General features: G+C 30.7%; 20 protein-coding genes and 1 other annotated feature. Of the genes, 13 read left to right on the forward strand and 7 right to left on the reverse strand.

Features of this window, described 5'->3' with window-relative positions; genetic code table 11:
* Positions 1-3 precede the first annotated feature (3 nt).
* Genes hisC through hisIE form a run of 5 tightly spaced genes read left to right on the forward strand, consistent with a single transcriptional unit; the run spans position 4 to position 3730 of the window.
* The gene (hisC, locus tag RT714_RS06465) at positions 4-1056 is read left to right on the forward strand and encodes a histidinol-phosphate transaminase (protein ID WP_313756765.1); all 1053 of its coding nucleotides are present in this window, start codon (positions 4-6) and stop codon (positions 1054-1056) included.
* On the forward strand, positions 1043-1621 hold the full coding sequence (gene hisB / locus RT714_RS06470) for an imidazoleglycerol-phosphate dehydratase HisB (RefSeq protein WP_313756766.1): 579 nt from the start codon (positions 1043-1045) through the stop codon (positions 1619-1621). The genes hisC and hisB overlap by 14 nt, the downstream gene beginning before the upstream one ends.
* 15 nt (positions 1622-1636) lie before the next feature.
* Entirely contained in the window at positions 1637-2347 is a 711-nt protein-coding gene (gene hisA, locus RT714_RS06475; protein ID WP_313756767.1) for a 1-(5-phosphoribosyl)-5-[(5-phosphoribosylamino)methylideneamino]imidazole-4-carboxamide isomerase, read from the forward strand.
* The gene (gene hisF / locus RT714_RS06480) at positions 2341-3141 is read left to right on the forward strand and encodes an imidazole glycerol phosphate synthase subunit HisF (protein ID WP_313756768.1); all 801 of its coding nucleotides are present in this window, start codon (positions 2341-2343) and stop codon (positions 3139-3141) included. Before hisA ends, hisF begins: the two co-directional genes overlap by 7 nt.
* Entirely contained in the window at positions 3104-3730 is a 627-nt protein-coding gene (gene hisIE, locus RT714_RS06485) for a bifunctional phosphoribosyl-AMP cyclohydrolase/phosphoribosyl-ATP diphosphatase HisIE (protein ID WP_313756769.1), read from the forward strand. Before hisF ends, hisIE begins: the two co-directional genes overlap by 38 nt.
* 84 nt (positions 3731-3814) lie before the next feature.
* Here hisIE and RT714_RS06490 read toward each other — a convergent pair whose 3' ends face one another.
* From RT714_RS06490 to RT714_RS06505, 4 genes are all read right to left on the reverse strand, one after another.
* A complete protein-coding gene (locus tag RT714_RS06490) occupies positions 3815-4483 on the reverse strand; it encodes a DUF6320 domain-containing protein (protein WP_313756770.1) in 669 nt (222 codons plus the stop codon).
* A 15-nt stretch (positions 4484-4498) separates the two neighbouring features.
* The gene (locus RT714_RS06495; protein ID WP_313756771.1) at positions 4499-5767 is read right to left on the reverse strand and encodes a hypothetical protein; all 1269 of its coding nucleotides are present in this window, start codon (positions 5765-5767) and stop codon (positions 4499-4501) included.
* A gap of 15 nt (positions 5768-5782) precedes the next feature.
* Complete coding sequence (locus RT714_RS06500) at positions 5783-6703, reverse strand: alpha/beta hydrolase (protein ID WP_313756772.1); 921 nt, start codon at positions 6701-6703, stop codon at positions 5783-5785.
* Between the two features lie 130 nt (positions 6704-6833).
* Positions 6834-7097, reverse strand: coding sequence for a YciI family protein (locus RT714_RS06505; protein WP_313756773.1), 264 nt, complete (start codon positions 7095-7097; stop codon positions 6834-6836).
* Between the two features lie 209 nt (positions 7098-7306).
* Here RT714_RS06505 and RT714_RS06510 point away from each other — a divergent pair, with 209 nt between their 5' ends.
* The 5 genes from RT714_RS06510 (at position 7307) to RT714_RS06530 (ending at position 11280) form a co-directional block, all read left to right on the forward strand.
* Positions 7307-7855, forward strand: coding sequence for a DJ-1 family glyoxalase III (locus RT714_RS06510; protein ID WP_313756774.1), 549 nt, complete (start codon positions 7307-7309; stop codon positions 7853-7855).
* Between the two features lie 191 nt (positions 7856-8046).
* Positions 8047-9279, forward strand: a complete 1233-nt coding sequence (locus tag RT714_RS06515; protein ID WP_313756775.1) for an ABC transporter substrate-binding protein — start codon at positions 8047-8049, stop codon at positions 9277-9279.
* 12 nt (positions 9280-9291) lie between these two features.
* Positions 9292-9993: a GTP-binding protein gene (locus tag RT714_RS06520; protein ID WP_313756776.1), complete on the forward strand. Its 702-nt coding sequence runs from the start codon at positions 9292-9294 to the stop codon at positions 9991-9993.
* The gene (locus tag RT714_RS06525; protein WP_313756777.1) at positions 9986-10996 is read left to right on the forward strand and encodes an ATP-binding cassette domain-containing protein; all 1011 of its coding nucleotides are present in this window, start codon (positions 9986-9988) and stop codon (positions 10994-10996) included. Before RT714_RS06520 ends, RT714_RS06525 begins: the two co-directional genes overlap by 8 nt.
* Before the next feature lie 41 nt (positions 10997-11037).
* On the forward strand, positions 11038-11280 hold the full coding sequence (locus RT714_RS06530; protein ID WP_313756778.1) for a hypothetical protein: 243 nt from the start codon (positions 11038-11040) through the stop codon (positions 11278-11280).
* Positions 11281-11348: 68 nt separating this feature from the next.
* On the opposite strand, the gene RT714_RS06535 is transcribed toward RT714_RS06530, so the two are convergent.
* Positions 11349-11744, reverse strand: a complete 396-nt coding sequence (locus RT714_RS06535) for a polymer-forming cytoskeletal protein (RefSeq protein ID WP_313233113.1) — start codon at positions 11742-11744, stop codon at positions 11349-11351.
* 17 nt (positions 11745-11761) lie between these two features.
* Positions 11762-12670 carry a peptidoglycan DD-metalloendopeptidase family protein gene (locus RT714_RS06540; protein ID WP_313756779.1) on the reverse strand — a complete coding sequence of 303 codons (909 nt, stop codon included), beginning with the start codon at positions 12668-12670 and terminating at the stop codon, positions 11762-11764.
* Between the two features lie 231 nt (positions 12671-12901).
* Here RT714_RS06540 and hcp point away from each other — a divergent pair, with 231 nt between their 5' ends.
* The gene (gene hcp, locus RT714_RS06545) at positions 12902-14554 is read left to right on the forward strand and encodes a hydroxylamine reductase (RefSeq protein ID WP_313756780.1); all 1653 of its coding nucleotides are present in this window, start codon (positions 12902-12904) and stop codon (positions 14552-14554) included.
* A 102-nt stretch (positions 14555-14656) separates the two neighbouring features.
* Positions 14657-14913, forward strand: a binding site (T-box leader).
* A 440-nt stretch (positions 14914-15353) separates the two neighbouring features.
* Complete coding sequence (thrS, locus tag RT714_RS06550) at positions 15354-17264, forward strand: threonine--tRNA ligase (RefSeq protein ID WP_313756781.1); 1911 nt, start codon at positions 15354-15356, stop codon at positions 17262-17264.
* Between the two features lie 43 nt (positions 17265-17307).
* Here the strand turns inward: thrS and ftsH are convergent, their stop codons facing one another.
* The gene (gene ftsH / locus RT714_RS06555) at positions 17308-18867 is read right to left on the reverse strand and encodes an ATP-dependent zinc metalloprotease FtsH (protein ID WP_084725483.1); all 1560 of its coding nucleotides are present in this window, start codon (positions 18865-18867) and stop codon (positions 17308-17310) included.
* A gap of 135 nt (positions 18868-19002) precedes the next feature.
* Here ftsH and RT714_RS06560 point away from each other — a divergent pair.
* On the forward strand, positions 19003-19963 hold a 961-nt coding region (locus tag RT714_RS06560), incomplete at its 3' end, for a Sapep family Mn(2+)-dependent dipeptidase (RefSeq protein ID WP_313756782.1).

The raw sequence follows: 19963 nt of genomic DNA on the forward strand, positions 1-19963 counted from the left end.
TATATGGAAATGATTAAAAATAACATTAAAAATTTGAAGGAATATAAAATAAATAAAAAACCCTATAGGATAAAATTAGATGCTAATGAAGGGAAAGATGTTTTTTTAAAGGATATATCTAAAGAAATTATAAGAGGTTTAGAAAAAATAGATATAAATTTATATCCAGATACGGATTCTTTTTTATTGAGGGTTGAAATAGGAAAATACTTAAATATAAATCCAGATAATATAGTTACAGGAAATGGTTCCAGTGAAATGATAGAACTTATTATGAAAACCTTTATAGATAAGGATGATATTGTATTAAGTTTTGTACCTACCTTTAGTATGTATTCTATATTTACTCAGATTTATTCAGGAAGATTTATAGGAATTAATAGTAATGAGGACTTTTCTATAGATATAGATATTTTAATTGAAAAGGCCAAAGAAATAAATCCTAAGGTTATATTTATATGTAATCCCAATAATCCTACAGGTTCTTTAGTTAAAAAACATGAGGTTGAAAGGTTGTTAAACAATGTAGATTGTATAGTGGTAGTGGATGAAGCATATATGGAATTTGCAGAGGGATCTATGGTAGAAGATATCTATAAATATAAAAACTTAATAGTTCTTAGGACTTTGTCCAAGGCTTTAGGTCTTGCTGCAATAAGACTAGGATACATGATATCCAATGTTGATATTGTTAATGTTATAAACAGAGTAAGAGCACCTTATAATTTAAATGCCATAAGTCAATATATGGGAATAGAAGCCTTGAAAAACAAAGAAAGGATATTCCAATATGTTGAAGAAGTAAAAATAGAGAGAAAATATCTATATAAAAAATTAACTCAATTGTCCATTGGACTATGGGAATCAAATACAAATTTTATATTTTTTAAATCAGATATTGATGAGCTTGATAAGAAATTAGAAGAAGATGGTATATTAATAAGATCTTTTTCAAAAGAGCTAAGGGGATGTTATAGAGTTACTGTAGGAACTAGATGGGAAAACGATGAATTTATAAAATCCCTAAAGGAGATATTAGAAAATGAGAAAAGCTAAAATAGGAAGAAAAACTAAGGAAACTGATATTTCAGTAGAAATAAATATAGATGGAACAGGTGAAAATTACATAGATACAGGTATAGGCTTTTTCGATCATATGCTTCAGTTAATGGCTTTTCATGGTTCCTTTGACTTAAATATAGTTTGTAAGGGGGATTTGCATGTAGACGATCATCACTCTGTAGAAGATGTGGGAATAGCCCTTGGGGAAGGATTTTGCCAAGCCTTAGGTGATAAAAAAGGCATTAAACGATATGGAAATTTTTATATACCTATGGATGAGGCTTTATGTCTTGCAGCATTAGATGTAAGTGGACGTTCCTATTCTGTATTTAATGTTGAATTTGAAAGAGAAAAATTAGGTTCTATGAGCACTGAAAATTTCAAAGAGTTTTTTAGAGCCTTTTCCTATAAATCAGGTATTACAGTTCATATAAATTTATTATATGGTGAAAATGACCATCATAAAATTGAAGCAGTATTTAAGGCTTTTTCAAAAGCATTAAAAGAAGCTGTTCAAATAGTATCAGAAAAAATACCCTCTTCTAAGGGGATTTTATGATTAGGAGATGATAAATTGATAATTTTACCTGCAATTGATATTAAAGATAATAAATGTGTGAGACTATCTCAAGGAGATTTTAATAAAATGAAGGTATATTCTTCAGAGCCTGTTGAAATGGCATTAAAATGGGAAAAAGAAGGTGCAGAATATTTACATTTAGTAGATTTAGATGGTGCTAGAAAGGAAACTTTTATAAATAAAAAGTCCATAGAGAAAATCATAAAAAATATTAATATTCCAGTACAAATAGGTGGGGGAATAAGAAATGAAAAAAAGGTAAGAGAGATTTTAGATTTAGGAGTAAATAGGGTAATACTGGGAACGGCTGCAGTTGAAAACATAAAACTTTTGAGGAAATTAATAAATATTTATGGTAATGATAAAATTGTAGTATCTATAGATGCTAAAAATGGAAAAGTCGCCACTAGAGGTTGGGAGCTTATAAGTAACATAGATTCTCTGGAATTTTGCAAAGAATTAGAGGACATTGGAATAAAAACCATAGTTTATACTGATATATCAAAGGATGGAATGCTACAAGGTTCTAATAATGAAATATATAAAGAATTAAAAGAAAAAACTCAGATGAATATCATTGCTTCAGGGGGCATTTCTTTTATGGAAGATATTATAAGACTTAAAGAGATGGATTTATATGGTGCAATAATAGGAAAAGCATTTTATGATAATTTATTAATATTTAAGGAAGTGGTAAAATGGTAAGAATAATTCCATGCCTTGACATGATAAATGGTAAAGTAGTTAAAGGGAAAAAATTTAAAGATATTATTGATATAAATAGTCCAGAGATTTTAGCTGAGTATTATTATAAAACTGGAGCAGATGAACTCGTGTTTTATGATATAAATGCCTCTATTAAAGGTAGGAATACTTATTTGGATCCTATAATAAGAGCAATGTCAAAAATAAATATACCTTTTTGCATAGGAGGAGGAATATCCTCCATTAGAGATGCTGAAAGATGTATAGAAATTGGTGCTAATAAAGTATCTATAAATTCTGCAGCTATTAAAAATCCTAATTTAATAGAAGAAGTAGCTATTAAACTAGGTAGTCAAGCTGTAGTTTTAGCTATTGATGTTATGCGAAATAAGGAAGAAAATTGGAGTGTATATGTTGAGGGTGGGAAAAGAAATACAGGATTAGATGCAATAAAATGGGTTAGAAGGGCAGTTGATTTAGGTGCAGGAGAAATAGTTGTAAATAGTATTGATGGAGATGGAATGAAAAAAGGATATGATATTAAGCTTTTAAAAAAGATTAAAGACTCTGTAGATGTACCTGTTATTGCATCAGGCGGAGCTGGTAAATTTGAAGATTTCTACGAAGTAATAATGTTAGCAAAGGTTGATGGAGTTTTGGCAGCTTCAGTATTTCATTATGGGGATATTAAAATTAATGATTTAAAAGAGTATTTAATAGATAAAGGAATTTATATGAAGCATTGGGAGGAAGAAAATGGATATTTTAAATGTAATAGAAGAGATAAGGTTTGATAATAATGGGTTAGTTCCAGCTGTAGTACAGGATATAAAGACTAAAGATGTATTGATGCTTGCATATATGAGTAAAGAATCAATAGAAAAAACCTTTGAAGAAGGAGTTGTTCACTATTATAGTAGAAGTAGAGAAAAGTTATGGAAAAAAGGAGAAACTTCAGGTAATATTCAAAGGCTTAAAGGATTTTACTATGATTGTGATAAAGATAGTGTTTTAGTAGAGGTAGAACAGGTGGGGGCAGCTTGTCATACTGGAAATTATTCATGTTTTTTTAATGAGGTATTAAAAAAAGAAAATCAGGAAATGGATATTATTGAAAGTCTTTATTCTCTATTAAAAAATAGAAAGGAAAATCCTAAGGAAGGCTCTTATACAAATTACTTGTTTAAAGAAGGGTTGGATAAAATACTTAAAAAGATAGGAGAGGAATCTTCAGAAGTAATAATTGGAGCTAAAAATAAAAATAAAGAAGAGCTAGTTTATGAAATAAGTGATTTAATATATCATATTTTAGTTCTTATGGTAAATGAAGATATATTTATTGAAGATATAAAAAATGAGCTTATTATTCGCAGGAAAGCTTAGTTTAAGGGGTAATCAAATAAGACAAATAACTGAAAAAGCCTATTTCCATGTGGAAGTAGGCTTTTTCAATTTAGTAGCAATATATTATATATGCATCCTTTTATCCATTTCTATTTTTATATCATTTCCATGAAAAATAAATACAGCAGATAATGAAATAATACTAATTGAGACACATATTATAGCAGGATAGATAGTATTTATCCATCCTAATAATACAAATATAATAGGAACTATACCAAATAATCCATCTATTAAGGCATAGGTAATATAATCCCGTACACTGAGTTTCATGATTTTAGCTATTACATACATAACTATCATGGCAGTTGCAGAAGTAATAGGGATTATATAATCTAAAGACCAGCCTTTCCATCCTGTTTTCCAATCCCAAAAGACAGATAATAATGATATAATTGCAACTTGTCGTACAATTTTTTTAGGTATATGATATCTTCTTTGTAAAATAGATATTAATCCTAGCCACATACTAAGTAATCCAAATACTAAGAGCAAAGGCCAGTTTACATTTGAGGGAAAAATAATATTAATGGCGAAGCTAATTACCACAGCAGCAATAGAAATAAAAACCATAATCTTAATAGCTAGATGACTTTCATAAAAGGGTGGTATCTTAGGGAAAATATCCTTATCTTTAGCCGTATTATGAATATCTGTTAAGCTATTACCACATAATATACATTTTTCACGATTTTCTCGTATATGAACATTACAGTGAGCACAATATTTCATGGAAATTCCTTCTTTCTAAAGATTTGAAGTAATTTCAATTTCTATTTCTCTTTCTGAAAGAAATTGAAAAAATGTTTTTTGTATATCTGTTTCTTCAAAGGGAGAAGTAAAGCTTATAACCATTCTATCTCCATAAGTACATAAGGTAACTAAAGGTCTTCTGGCACTAACGCAAATACTAAATTGCCTTATATAGCTATCAAATTCTTTAGGCATAATAATCTTTCCTACATTTGAGATGGAGGATGTTATCTTTTTATCATTGAGCCTATTTGCTATACGAAGGAATAAATCCTTTAGAGGTAATGGAATTATCCTTGTAAATGGATTTTTTTCTAAGGACATAAGATGATTTAGTTTTCTATCTAATTGTTCTTTAGTTAATCCCCTTTTAAAGCTTTCATTTACACTGTCTATGATTTCTTTAAAATCTGTATTACCATTTGCAAAACTATATCCAATATCCATGGTACTAAAAAAATTCCTTGCAGTTGCAGAAGCATAATATGGTCTTAAATTAATGGGAACAGACAAGACTATAGGTCTTTTTTTTCTGTTGGCAGGCATTTCTTTATATATAGAATATATAAGTAAAGATGCCAAAAAAACTGTTAAAGTAGTATTATATTCATGTGCTATGTCCAAAACAGATTTTACAGACATAGCTCCTTCAATTAACATCATTCTGTTTTCTGTAATTCTACTTCCTTTAATATAATAGGCATTAGAATATTTTCTGCCTTTGATTTTGTGAGGACTATCTTCTCCATTATAATTTTTCCAAAAGCTATCATCTAATTTTTGACTTATAGATGCTTTATGGTTTAGTTTGGGCATATTATCTTTAAATATATCCTTATATTTAATAGTCATATAATGATATATAAGTATTTCCATAAACCAAATAAGACCGGCACCATCAGTAAGGGAATGAAAAATTTCCGCATTAATTCTTTTATTATAATAAGAAATACGAAACAACAAGTTTTTTTGGTTTTTTATATAAATAGGTGCACAAAGAGGGGTGTCTTCTATACTAACTGTTGGTTTAATATCACTGTATTCAAAATAATACCAAAAAGCTCCTCGCCTTAAAACAGATTTATATAATGGAAAACTTTCAATAGTTAAATCCAAAGATTTTTGTAAAACTATTGGGTCAACATCTTCATATAATTCACAGCTAAGTCTAAATACTTTAGTATCTTTATTATTAGCGATTGCTGGAAATAATTTAGAGGCGTTATCCAGTTTAGTCCATTTTATTTCTTTTTGTTGTTTCATATATATACCTTCTTTTTAGTCAATTTTATCATATAAAAATGAATTTATAATTTCATAACATTTATCAATATCATCAGAGCTTAAAGGATTTGAAATAAATCCATGCAGAGCATCTTTCATTCTATATATTTTGGCATAATTTCCAAACTGTTGCAGTTTTATTCCGTAGGCTTCTCCTTCATCCCTAAGAGGATCAAACTCAGCAGTAATAATTAAAGACTTAGGCTGATTTGAAAGGTCTTTAGCAAGTATTGGTGCAACATAAGGGTTTACTCTATCTTCTTCATTCTGGACATATAAATCCATATAATCCTGTATTTTTTTTGAAGTCATTATATAATTTGTTCCATTTTCTTTTACAGAGGTATATGGAGAATTTTCACTGTGATCATAATTAGTAGCAGGATATATTAAAATTTGTTTCTTAGGCAAAAATTTCTTATTATCTCTTAACATAAGTGAAACTACTGCTGCTAAATTGCCACCTGCACTATCTCCAATTAAGGTAATATCTCTTTGATTACAGCCCAATATTTCAGGATTTGAAAAAATTTCCCGAGTAACATGATAACAATCTTCTAATCCAGCAGGAAAAGGATTTTCTGGAGCTAAACGATAATCTACGGAAATAACTATATGATTAGTTTTATTAGCCATATTTGCACATACATTAGTATAGGAATCAATATTTCCTGTAACCCATCCACCACCATGAAAGAAAATCAAAACCTTTGGAAGAGGGTTTTCCTTCGGGATGAAAACACGTACTGGAATTTCTCTATTTTCCACCATAATCTTATGATCTAACATTTTGTAGATTGGTTCTTTTGGCGGGTTTAATACATTAAGCAATTTACGATATGGCTTATAATATTTTTTTAGACTTATATGGGGAATTGATAATATTTTCAATATGGTCTTTCTAATATTATTCATATGGTTAAATTCTCCTTACACTAGAGATAATCAATATCTATATATTATACATTATAATACCCATAAAGGGTCAATATCTTTACATTATAAAATGAAATACTGAAGATTAATAAAATCTTCAGTATTTCATCTATTCTATATTGCTACGCCATTCCTTTAAAGTTAAGGTACGAGATTTCTGCAATACTGCTGGGTCATTTTCTGCCATTTCTTTAGCTTCCTCATAGGAATTGGCCCTATATATTACAAGTCCCCCGCTATGGTCTGTAAAAGGACCTTTAGCAAATATTTTACCTTCATCTATAAATTTTTGAAGATAGGCTTTGTGAATATCAAGTATTTCCATATCCTTTTTTTCATCAATGGTTTCTAATATAGCAGCATATAAAATCATTTTTTCACTCCTTATAAATTTTTTGATAATTTCAAGCAATCTACTAAGTATTATACATATAATTTTAATTCTTCATATGTATAATTTATATAAAAGATTATTTATAGAGATTTAATATTTAAGTCTAAATCAGTTAATGGGAGGAAATTGACTATATTTCATAAAGTTTTGGGTATAAATATATATACAATAAAAATGGGAGGGGTTCTATGAAGAAGGTTATTTTATTTTTAGCAGAGGGATTTGAAGAAGTAGAAGCCTTAACGGTAGTCGATTATCTTAGGAGAAAGGATGTAGCTGTTGACACTGTATCTATTACAGAAGATAATAAGGTAAAGGGAGTTCACGATATTGTAGTTATTGCAGATAAAGTTATTAATAGTATTAATGATATAGACTCCTATGATGCTGTAATTATTCCAGGAGGGTTACCAGGTGCTACAAATCTTAGAGATAATCATAAAGTAATAGATATTGTAAAAAAGGCAAATAGAAATGGGAAATTAGTAGCTGCAATATGTGCAGGCCCCATAGTTCTTGAAAGAGCTGGAGTCATACATGGTAAGAATGTAACTTCATATCCTGGATTTGAAGATGAGTTAATGAGTGGAATATATATTGATGATAGTGTTGTTAGAGATTGTAATATTATAACAGCCAAGGGACCAGCTTTAGCTGTAGAGTTTGTTATAGAGATAATGAAATATTTATTAGGTGAAGAAAAGGTGGAGGAATTAAAGAAAGATATACTGTACTAGAATTAAACTATAGAGGGATAGCTTTATGTGATTAAGAAACCTTAAGAAATAAAAAGTGGTGGGTAACAATTGTTACCGACTACTTTTTTATTTAAGGATATAATAGTTATTAATATATGAGATTTATATTTGGATTTCCATAATAATCTCTTAAAGGTAAGATAAAAACTTGAAAGATAAGGAGGAATATAATGAATAAATATTTCAATAGTAAAGATACAATATATGATATAACGGAAGAATATCCTGAAACTATAGATATATTTGTAACAAATGGATTTGAGCAATTAGGCAATGAAAAAATGAGAAAGATAATGGGGAAGAGCATTTCTTTAGAAATGGCTTGTATGTCTAAGAGGATTAATATAGAATTATTTACTGAAAAACTAATAGATGCAATAGATCAACACAGAATATCTGTAGACTCAGCCTTAGCTTCAACAAAACAAAATAATGATGGAGATATTAAAATAGAGGGAATTTTGCCTTGTCCCGTAAGAGTTCCCTTACTAGAAGGTTTTAATGATTGGATGAATGAAAATAAAACTAGATTTGATTTTAAAGTTGATTATGAACTAAAGTCTGCAAATTTAGGTGTGGACTGGATTAAGGAGAGAATTGAATCAGATAAAGAAGAGTCCTTATCGGATTTGTTCATGTCAGCTGGATTTGATTTATTTTTTGATAAGGGATTAATGGGGAAGTTTAAGTCTAGAGGAGTATTTGAAGATATTACAGGTTTAGACAAATTAAATAAGGATTTTGATAATGAGAAAATAGATTTAAAAGATCCTCAAAAACAATATTCTATAATAGGAGTAGTTCCAGCGGTATTCATGGTAAATACTGAAGAACTAGGAGATAGAAAGATACCTAAATCTTGGGCTGATTTACTAAAACCAGAGTTTGAAAACTCAGTATCTTTACCTATGAGAGATTTTGATTTATTTAATGCCATATTATTAAATATTTATAAGAGCTATGGAGAAGACGGAGTAACAAATCTTGGGAAAACTCTATTAAGAAGTATGCATCCAGCTGAAATGGTTAGATCTCATATTAAGAAAACGGAGTCAGGAATACCTACTGTAACTATAATGCCGTATTTCTTTACTAAGATGGTTAGGTCAGAATCTCCATTGAAACCTGTATGGCCAGAGGATGGTGCTATAATATCTCCAATATTTTTATTAGCTAAGAAGAAAACTAAGGATAAAACAAAACCATTTGTAGATTTTTTCTTCTCTAAAAAAGTAGGGGAAATACTTTCAATCAATGGTAAATTCCCTTCAACTAATCCAGAGGTAGATAATGAGTTGTCATCTGACCAGAAGTTTATGTGGCTTGGTTGGGATTATATAAATAATCATAATATCGGTGAACTAATAAGAAAATGTGAAAAAATATTTCATGATGCAGTTTAGGAGGTTATATAAATGAATTTAATTGTATTTTCAGGGCCCCCATCATCGGGTAAGACTTCAATAATATTAAAAACAATAGATGCATTAAAACAGAGGAAGCTTTCAGTAGGAGTAGTTAAATTTGACTGTTTATATACAGATGATGATTTATTATATGAAAAGGCTGGAATACCAGTGAAGAAAGGGCTTTCAGGTGCCCTTTGCCCAGATCATTTCTTTGCTTCAAATATTGAAGAAGTAGTAAAATGGGGAAAACAAATGGAATTAGATATGTTAATTACTGAATCAGCAGGACTTTGTAATAGATGTTCTCCTTATATTAAAAATATAAAAGGGGTTTGTGTTATAGATAATCTGTCTGGTATCAATACACCAAAGAAAATTGGACCAATGTTAAGATCTGCAGATATAGTGATTATAACTAAGGGGGATATAGTGTCTCAAGCAGAAAGAGAGGTCTTTGCTTCAAAGGTGAGTTCAGTAAATCCGAGAGCAGCTACTATGCATATTAATGGACTTACAGGTCAAGGAGCTTATGAGCTAAGTACATTATTATATGATGAAAATGAACAAATTGATTCTGTACAAGGGATGGAATTAAGATTTCCAATGCCTTCTGCCTTGTGTTCCTATTGTTTAGGTGAAACAAGAATAGGAGAGGCATACCAGATGGGGAATGTAAGAAAAATGGAACTAGGTGATGACTATGAATAATTTAACTATAGGACAGTTAGAAGAAAAATATCCTTTTATAATCAGTTATTTTGAAGAAAATAAATTAGATACTAGAAACCATAAGGACAAGACATTTAGGGAATATTTAGATAGTTTTAGTCAAGAAGAAATAGAGAATTGGGCTATAGATAAGGAAAGGTTGGAGTCAGATTTACAAGTATTTATTAAGCAAATGAAGGAGTTTTTAGGAATAACAGAGGATACTAAGGTGAATTCCTTAACTATATTGCCAGGTTATGATAAATCGGGAAATAAAGAAGGATTTGAAGAATTAACTATAAATAAATCTGAAATCATCTCCATAGTAGGGGCTACTGGATCAGGTAAATCTAGGTTATTAGCTGATATAGAGTGGACTGCCATGGGAGATACACCTACAGGCAGAGGAATACTGATAAATGGTAAATTACCAGATAAAAAATGGAGGTTTTCATCTAATAACAAATTAGTTGCACAACTTTCACAAAATATGAATTTTGTAATGGATCTTACAGTTAGAGAATTCTTGGAATTACATGCACAGAGTAGATTAGTTGAAAATGTAGAAGAAGTAATAGATAAGATAATTAAAGAGGCTAACAATTTAGCAGGGGAGAAGTTTAATATAGATACACCAGTAACATCTCTAAGCGGTGGACAATCAAGGGCATTAATGATTGCAGATACAGCAATCCTTAGTTCTTCACCTATAGTGTTAATAGATGAAATAGAAAATGCAGGAATAGATAGAAAGAAAGCCTTAGAATTATTAGTATCTGAGGATAAAATAGTTCTTATGGCAACCCATGACCCAATATTAGCCCTTATGGGCAATAGAAGAATTGTAATTAAAAATGGTGGTATAGATAAAATAATTGAAACAAGCAGTGAAGAGAAAGAATTATTATTAGAGCTTGAGAAAATGGATAATATCATTCAAGGAATGAGAAATAGACTTAGAATTGGAGAAAGTTTAAAATCAGTGAATAGTGAAAAACTTTAAATGAAGTTTTGGAGTCTTTAAATAGAGGGAGGAAATATAAAATGCATGATGGATGTACAGGAAGTTTTGGTAGTGGAAAGGAAGTTGTAGATAAAATAAGAACGATGGGATTTAATACTCGTCCAATGCCTCCAGGAGTTATTATAAAATGTATTGAATGTGGGAATGAAATTGAAATGACTCATTTAGAAACAAAATGTCCACATTGTAGTATGGTATATGGTGTAACACCTTGTTCAGTAACATATCCAGAAAGGATTAAAGCAGCTGGAAAAGATTATTAAAATAAAAGAAGCTGTCACAATAAATGTTAAAATCCTTATTGTGATGGCTTCTTTTATTTTTCGATTATTTATTTACTATTTTCAGTTGTATCCTTTAAATGTAATTCAGTAATATTATTATTTAACATTTTACAATTACCATCAAATTTAGCATTTTCATGAACTATAAAACTAGAAACTTCAATATCACCTATTAATGTTCCCGTAGGAAGAATAACTAGCTTTGTTTTTGAGTCAATATTTCCATGTGCAGTTCCTGCTAAAGATATATCATTAGCCTTTATGTTTCCATAAACCTTTCCACTTTCACCTATAACAATATTTCCATCATAATCTATATCACCTTCAATAAAACCATCAACTCGAAGATTTCCTTTACCTTCTATCTTCCCAGTAATTTTAATGTTTTCACCGATTAGAGAATCTAAATCTTCAACAATAACGTCGTCCTTTTTTCTAAACATTTTACCACTCCTTAGATCTAATCTTTTATTATATCAAATGGATTTATAGGATTGTCATTTTTATGAATTTCAAAATGCAGATGATTTCCTGTAGATCTTCCTGTTTTACCCATTTTAGCAATCAATTGACCCTTGTCTACCTTATCACCAACAGAAACTAATAGATCATTGTTATGAGCATATAAAGTTTTGTATCCGTATCCATGATTAATAATTATAGTTTTTCCATATCCACCCTTTCTTCCTGAAAAAACAACAGTACCTTTTGCAGAAGCTATAATATTTGTCCCCTTTGAATTTGCAATATCTATACCTGGATGGAATTGAATTCCTCTGCCAAAGGGATTTTTTCTATTTCCGAATTTTGAAGTAAGTCTTCCTGATGTAGGCATTAAATCAGGAACGGATTTTAGATAAGTAAATTTAGCCTCCAAGTCCTCTATAAAAACCTCTAGTTCCAATTTTTTATCCTCTAAAACTTCTGTTAATACATCTATTTCCATTTCGGAGTCTAAAGATTTAAGAGATATATTTGGACTTGTTTCTCCCCCCTTAGAGGGACTACTGATGCCAGCCATTTCTTCTAAAACTTTTTGTAATTCATCAATTTCTACAAGCTTATTTTCAACTTGTATTGTTTTACTTTGTAACTGTTTATTTTGTGATTTAAGATTAGCCAATTCTAAATCCTTTTTCCTATTTTCTTCTTTTAAATCATTAATGATAGAGGATTTATTATTTGCTTCCTGCTTTAAACTTAGATGATATGTAGTGTTTCTGCCAATATAAAGTAATAAGACTATAGTGAAAGCAGAGAAGGTGGATAATAAGGCTTTAGGCATCCATTGTGGTATTACTAATTTTCTAACTTTTTCAGTATGGGGGACTATCATTATACAAATCTTTGAGTTACCTTTACTATTCATATCTTTCTCCTTTGTCTAAAAATATTAAATATGTAAAGCATCTATTTAAATTTTTACTTGACATTAATTGTACCATATATGGATAAAAATGGAAATTATAAAAAATTTAATGTTTTTTCATTTCGTAACATAGGTTACCGAATAAGTTGTAAAACAGATATATAATATGAAATATAAGGTGAAGACAATAAAGTGTAACAAGCACTAATAATATAAATAGGGGGTAAAATAATGAGTATGTTTTGTTATCAATGCCAAGAGGCAGCAGGAGGAAAAGGATGTACAAAGGTAGGGATGTGTGGTAAAACTGCAGATTTAGCTGCATTACAAGATTTAATGATTTATACATTAAAGGGTATTTCATTATTAGGTGTTAAAGCTGATGAAAAAGGAATTGAAATGCCTGGACTTGACAGATTGATAATTGATGGATTATTTATGACAATTACTAATGCAAATTTTCATAAGGATAGATTCCTTGCAAAGATTAAAGAAGCTTTAAAGGCAAGAGATGAACTAAAAACCATATTAATTGAGAAGGATGTAGAATTAGGTGAGCTAGAGGATGCATCTAAATTTACTGTTAATTCAGATGATGAAATAGTGTTTAAATCAACTAGTGAAAAGGTTGGTGTGTTAGCAACAGAAGATGAAGATGTAAGGTCATTGAGAGAGTTAATTACCTATGGCTTAAAAGGTATGGCAGCATATGCAGAACATGCTATGAACCTTGGTCATGAAGATAAAGAAATTTCCAAATTCATAAGACGTGCATTAGCAGCCATTACAGATGATAGTTTAACAGCAGATGAATTAGTAGCGCTTACACTAGAAACAGGTAAATTTGGCGTCGATGTAATGGCATTACTTGACAAAGCTAATACATCTACTTATGGAAATCCAGAAATTACAGAAGTTAATATAGGAGTAGGAAATAGATCAGGTATATTAGTATCAGGTCATGATTTAAAAGATTTTGAAGAATTATTAGAGCAAACTAAGGACTCAGGGGTAGATATTTATACTCATGGTGAAATGTTACCAGCAAATTATTATCCAAAATTCAAACAATATAGCCATTTTGTAGGAAACTACGGAAATGCTTGGTGGAAACAAAAAGAAGAATTTGAAAAATTCAACGGAGTAATTTTATTTACTACAAATTGTATAGTGCCACCAGCTGCATCCTATTCTGATAGAGTATATACAACAGGTTCGTCAGGATATCCAGGATTTAAACATATTCCAGATAGAGTAAATGGTAAGCCTAAAGATTTCTCAGAATTAATAGAACATGCTAAGAGATTACCAGCACCAACAGAAATAGAAAAGGGTAAAATCATAGGTGGATTTGCTCACGCACAAGTATTTGCATTAGCAGATAAAATTGTAGATGCCGTTAAATCAGGAGCAATAAAGAAATTCTTTGTAATGGCAGGTTGCGATGGAAGACAGTCAGCTAGAAATTACTATACAGATTTTGCAGCAGCACTTCCAAAAGACACTGTAATTCTTACAGCTGGTTGTGCAAAATATAAATATAATAAACTAAATTTAGGAGATATTGGTGGAATTCCAAGGGTTTTAGATGCAGGACAATGTAATGACTCTTATTCATTAGCAGTTATAGCTATGAAGCTAAAAGAAATATTTGAATTAAATGACATAAATGAATTACCAATAGCATATAATATAGCTTGGTATGAGCAAAAGGCTGTAATAGTATTACTTGCTTTATTACATTTAGGTGTGAAGAATATTCACTTAGGACCTACACTACCAGCATTCCTTTCACCAAATGTAGCTAAGGTATTAGTAGATACCTTTGGAATTGGAACAATCTCTAATGTGGAAGATGATATAAAAATGTTTATGGGAGCATAATAATATAACCCTTCAGCAATTAAAACTGAAGGGTTACTATTTATAAAAATCTCCATTGACTTTATTTTGATACTATGATAAGATGATTTAAATTAAATTAAGATAAATCTAATGCGTAGAATTAGTAGTTAAACTATTATGGTTTTAGAGAGTTGGCGTAGGTGAAAGTCCAATACCAGAGGTTTAATGAATGGATCTACAAGGAGTTTGGCGAAATGGCTTTTCAGAGTAGCTAATACCGGGGGTTTCCCGTTATAGAAACAGGATATCTAGCAATGCTATGTATCTGCTGAGTGAGATTATCTAATGGATAATCTAATTAAGGTGGTACCGCGAAATAATAGTCTTTCGTCCTTTTCAAGGATGAAGGACTTTTTTTATGACCTAACACAACGAACGTTAGTGAGTTGATGTAGGTCAAACGCAACGAACGCCAAATTCATGGGAGTGATAACGAGCAAATGAATTTGTGCAGTGAGACTGCGGAGAATGACCTAACTTAGCGAACGGTATTGAGCTTTAGTAGGTCAAACGCAACGAGCACCAAATCTATGTGAGTGAAGGGAGCAAATAGATTTGAGTTGCGAGACTGCGGAGAATGACTTAACTTAGGGAACGATAATGGGCTTTAGGAGGTCAAATGCTATAAGAACCCAATTTATACGAGAAAAGCCAGTAGATAAATTGATGTTCAAAATTGAGAAAATGACATAATCCAATTTGCATAGTAAATAATGTTTTCAACTGTGAATTGCGTAAGTGGCCTATGGCTATTAATAAAAAAATAGGAGGAATAGAAATGGAAAAGATAAAAATTACATTACCAGATGGTTCTATTAGGGAATATGGTAAAGGTATATCTGTATATGATGTTACTAAGGATATATCCGAAGGCTTAGCAAGAGTTGCCCTTGGGGCAGTTGTAAATGGGGAAACAAAAGGTATGCAAGAAACAATTGATGAAGATTCTTCATTTAAAGTAGTTAAATTTGAAGATAAAGAAGGAAAAGCTATATTCTGGCATACATCAGCTCATATTATGGCTCTTGCAGTGCAAAAACTTTTCCCAGGAGTTAAATTTGCCATAGGACCTGCAATAGATAATGGATTCTATTATGATTTTGATACAGACCATAGATTTACTCCGGAGGATCTAGAGAAGATTGAAAAGGAAATGTTGAAAATTGCTAAGGAAGGGCATATTCTTGAGAGATATATTATGGATAAGAATGAAGCTCTTGAGTATTTTAAGGAAAAAGGAGAAGGATATAAAGTTGATTTAATCGAACATTTTCCTGAAGATGAAGAGATATCCTTCTACAAATTAGGAGAATTTACAGATCTTTGTGCTGGACCTCATCTATATGATACTAAAAAGGTTAAGGCTATTAAACTTTTAAGTATCGCTGGTGCATATTGGCGTGGGGATGAGAAGAATAAAATGCTTCAAAGGATTTATGGAACAACTTATGAAAAGAAAAAAGATTTGGAAGAATATCTTCATATGCTAGAAGAGGCTAAGAAAAGAGATCATAGAAAACTGGGCAAAGAATTAGATTTGTTTAGCATCCATGAAGAGGGACCAGGATTCCCATTTTTCCATCCAAAGGGAATGGTATTAAGAAATATTTTAGAAAACTTCTGGAGAGAAGAGCATACTAAAGCAGGATATGATGAAATAAAAACACCTTTAATATTAAATGAAAGATTATGGCATCAATCTGGTCACTGGGATCATTACAAAGAAAACATGTATTTTACAAAGATTGATGAAGGGGACTATGCTATTAAACCAATGAACTGTCCTGGTTCTATTTTAGTATATAAATCAAAGATGTATAGCTATAGAGATTTACCTCTAAGATGGGGTGAACTTGGATTAGTTCATAGACATGAATTATCGGGAGCATTACATGGACTAATGAGAGTTAGATCTTTTACTCAGGATGATGCTCATTTATTTGTACTACCATCCCAAATAAAAGAGGAATTGGTTAATATAATCAATTTAGCCGATTATATATACAATGTGTTTGGATTTAAATATCATATTGAATTATCCACTAGACCAGAGAATTCAATGGGATCTGATGAACAGTGGGAAATAGCTACAAATGGTCTTATAGAAGCTTTGGAGGAAAAAGGTATAAATTATATTGTAAACGAAGGTGACGGAGCATTCTATGGACCAAAGATAGATTTTCAATTAGAAGATGCTATAGGGAGAACATGGCAATGCGGTACAATTCAATTAGATTTCCAAATGCCAGAAAGATTTGATATAACTTATGTAGATAAAGATAATGAAAAGAAAAGACCAGTAATGATTCATAGAACTATATATGGTAGTATGGAAAGATTTATGGGAATATTAATAGAACATTTTGCAGGTAAATTCCCAGTATGGTTAGCACCTGTACAGGCAATCATCCTTCCAATATCGGATAAGTTTAATGATTATGCTTATGAAATAAAAAAAGCAATGGCAGATAAGGGTATTAGAGTTGAATTAGATGATAGGGCTGAGAAGATAGGGTATAAGATTAGAGAAGCTCAACTACAACAGATACCAACTATGTTAGTAGTAGGTGAGAAAGAAGTAGAAGAGAAATCAGTCTCAGTAAGGAAAAGAGATGAAGGGGATAAAGGTCAAATTAAAATTGAAGATTTTATTGAGCAGGTAATTAAAGAAGTAGAAGAAAAGAAATAGATAAAAAACTGTGGCAGTCCTTACCTAAGGATGCCACAGTTTTTTAATTAGATTCAATTGCATAAGGTAATGGTTTTTTATATAATTTAAATATATTATCTAACTCATCGCTGTCTATTGTTTCTTTTTCTAATAGGGTATTGGCGATATAATGAAGTAAATATTTGTTTTCCTCTATAATTTTAAGAGCTTCAATATATCTTTCATCTGTAATTTTTTTGATTTCAATCCTTATTATATCAGAATTATATCTCATAAAACTTTCATCTAAAGCCATAGTACCTAAGGAACTCATTCCATAACTACATACCATTTCTCTAGCAATATCTGTTGCTTTATTTAAATCATCCTTTGCACCTGTAGTAATTTCTTTAAAAATTAATTCTTCAGCTGCCCTACCAGCTAGTAAACAAGTGATTTTATTCTTTAATTCTGACTGGGTCAGCAAATATCTTTCTTCATCTGGAAATTTAAGTACATAGCCTAAGGCCTGACCTCTTGGAATTATTGATATCTTCTGAACTATATCAGTTTCTAAGATTTTAGCAACTAAAGCATGACCTGCTTCATGTATTGCTACAGTTTCTTTCTCTTTTTTAAGTACAGTAGGATTTTTAACCTCAAGACCTGCTAAGACTCGTTCAATAGCAGCATCAAATTCACTTAAAGATATAATATTTTTGTTTTTTCTAACTGCTATAATAGCTGCTTCATTGGCAATATTAGCTAATTGTGCTCCAGATAACCCAGTGGTTTTTTTTGCAATCATTTTAATATCGATGGATTTGTCTAGTGGTTTATTCTTTGTGTGAACCTCTAAGATTTGTTCTCTAGCTCGTATATTAGGGTTGCCTACAAATATATGTCTATCAAACCTGCCAGGTCTAAGCAGAGCTTCGTCTAATAAATCTAGCCTATTTGTTGCACCTATTACTATAATAGTTTCATCAGTATTAAATCCATCCATTTCTACTAAAAGTTGATTTAAAGTTTGATCTTTTTCATTGTTGGACTCTAGATTTCTTCTTGCACCTATGGCATCTATTTCGTCTATAAAAATAATACTTGGTGCTTCTTTTTTTGCTCTTTCAAATAGTGTTCTAACTCTTTTAGCTCCTACTCCCACATATTTTTCTACAAACTCTGATCCAGAAGCATAAAGAAATGTTGAATTAGTTTCGCCAGCTACTGCTTTAGCAAGAAGAGTTTTACCAGTTCCAGGAGGTCCATGGAATAAGATACCTTTAGGTATTTTGGCACCCATTTTCTTGTATTTCAAAGAATTATTAATGAAGTCGATGGTTTCTTGTAGTTCTTCTTTTATTTCTTCCAATCCTGCCACATCTTTAAAGGATACATCTGATTTATCCTTTTCTCTTCCTGAATCTTTTTCAATAGATAAAACAGAGGGGACCAATTGTGGGTTTGTATCTGTTTTTATATAGAGAATAAATAGGATCAGAGTGATTACCCATACTGCTAATCTATCTCTAATTCTAAATGTTGAAAAACTGGCAGTTGGGAAAAAGCCATCGTAAATAAGTATAGAGGATGCAATCAACCCTAATACTAAAAATAAAAATATTATCTTTTTCTTTTTCAAATTATCCCCACCTCATATATTGTTCTAAAAATAGTGTAACCATTTAATTCAATTTCTATAAAAGAAAAATATAAAAGTTGTAGGAAAATAACAACAAAGGTATAATAGTGATAGATAGGAAAGGAGAGGTGTTAAATGAATTATATTAATTTAATTGATGGTTATAAGGAAGAAATTGTTAAATCAACTCAGGAAATCATTAAAATTAAGAGCGTAGAAGATGAAGCTAAACCAAATATGCCCTTTGGTGAGGGACCATATAAAGCTTTAGAATATGCCTTGGAACTATCTAAAAGTCTAGGATTTAAAACTAAAAATTTAGAAGGCTATGCTGGGTATGCAGAATTTGGAGAAGGGGATGAAAGTGTAGGTGTTTTAGTTCACTTAGATGTTGTACCTGAAGGTACAGGTTGGACTTATCCTCCATATGGTGCAGAAATTCATGATGATAAAATATTTGGTAGGGGAACAATAGATGACAAGGGTCCTGCTATAGCTACAATTTATGCTATGAAGGCATTAAAAGAATCTGAAGTTTCCCTTAATAGAAAGATCAGAGTAATATTTGGAACTAATGAAGAAACAGGTTGGGGTTGTATGGATTATTATTTTAAGCATGAAAAACCACCAACAATGGCTTTTACTCCTGATGCAGATTTTCCTGTAATACATGGAGAAAAGGGGATAATAGTATTTGATTTAGTGCAGAAATTAAATTCAAATGGATGCTGTGGAATTAAGCTTATAGATTTAAAAGGTGGGAATGCACCAAATATGGTACCAGATTATGCAGAGGCTGTTTTAGAGGTTGAAGATATTGCTAAACTTGAAGAAAAATTTAAAGAGTATAAAAAAGAAAAAAATAATATGGTAACTATAGACATAAAAAATAATATTGTTAAAGTAATAGCTAAAGGAATATCAGCTCATGGAAGTACTCCTGAAAAAGGAGAAAATGCAATATCTTATTTAATGAATGTATTATCATATTTTATGGATGGAGAATGTGATATTTGTGATTTTATTAATCTCTACAATGAAAGAATAGGATTTAAACATTATGGTGAAGGTATTGGATGTGGCTATGAAGACAGTA

The organism is Tissierella sp. (assembly GCF_032104385.1).
Classification (GTDB): Bacteria; Bacillota; Clostridia; order Tissierellales; family Tissierellaceae; genus Tissierella.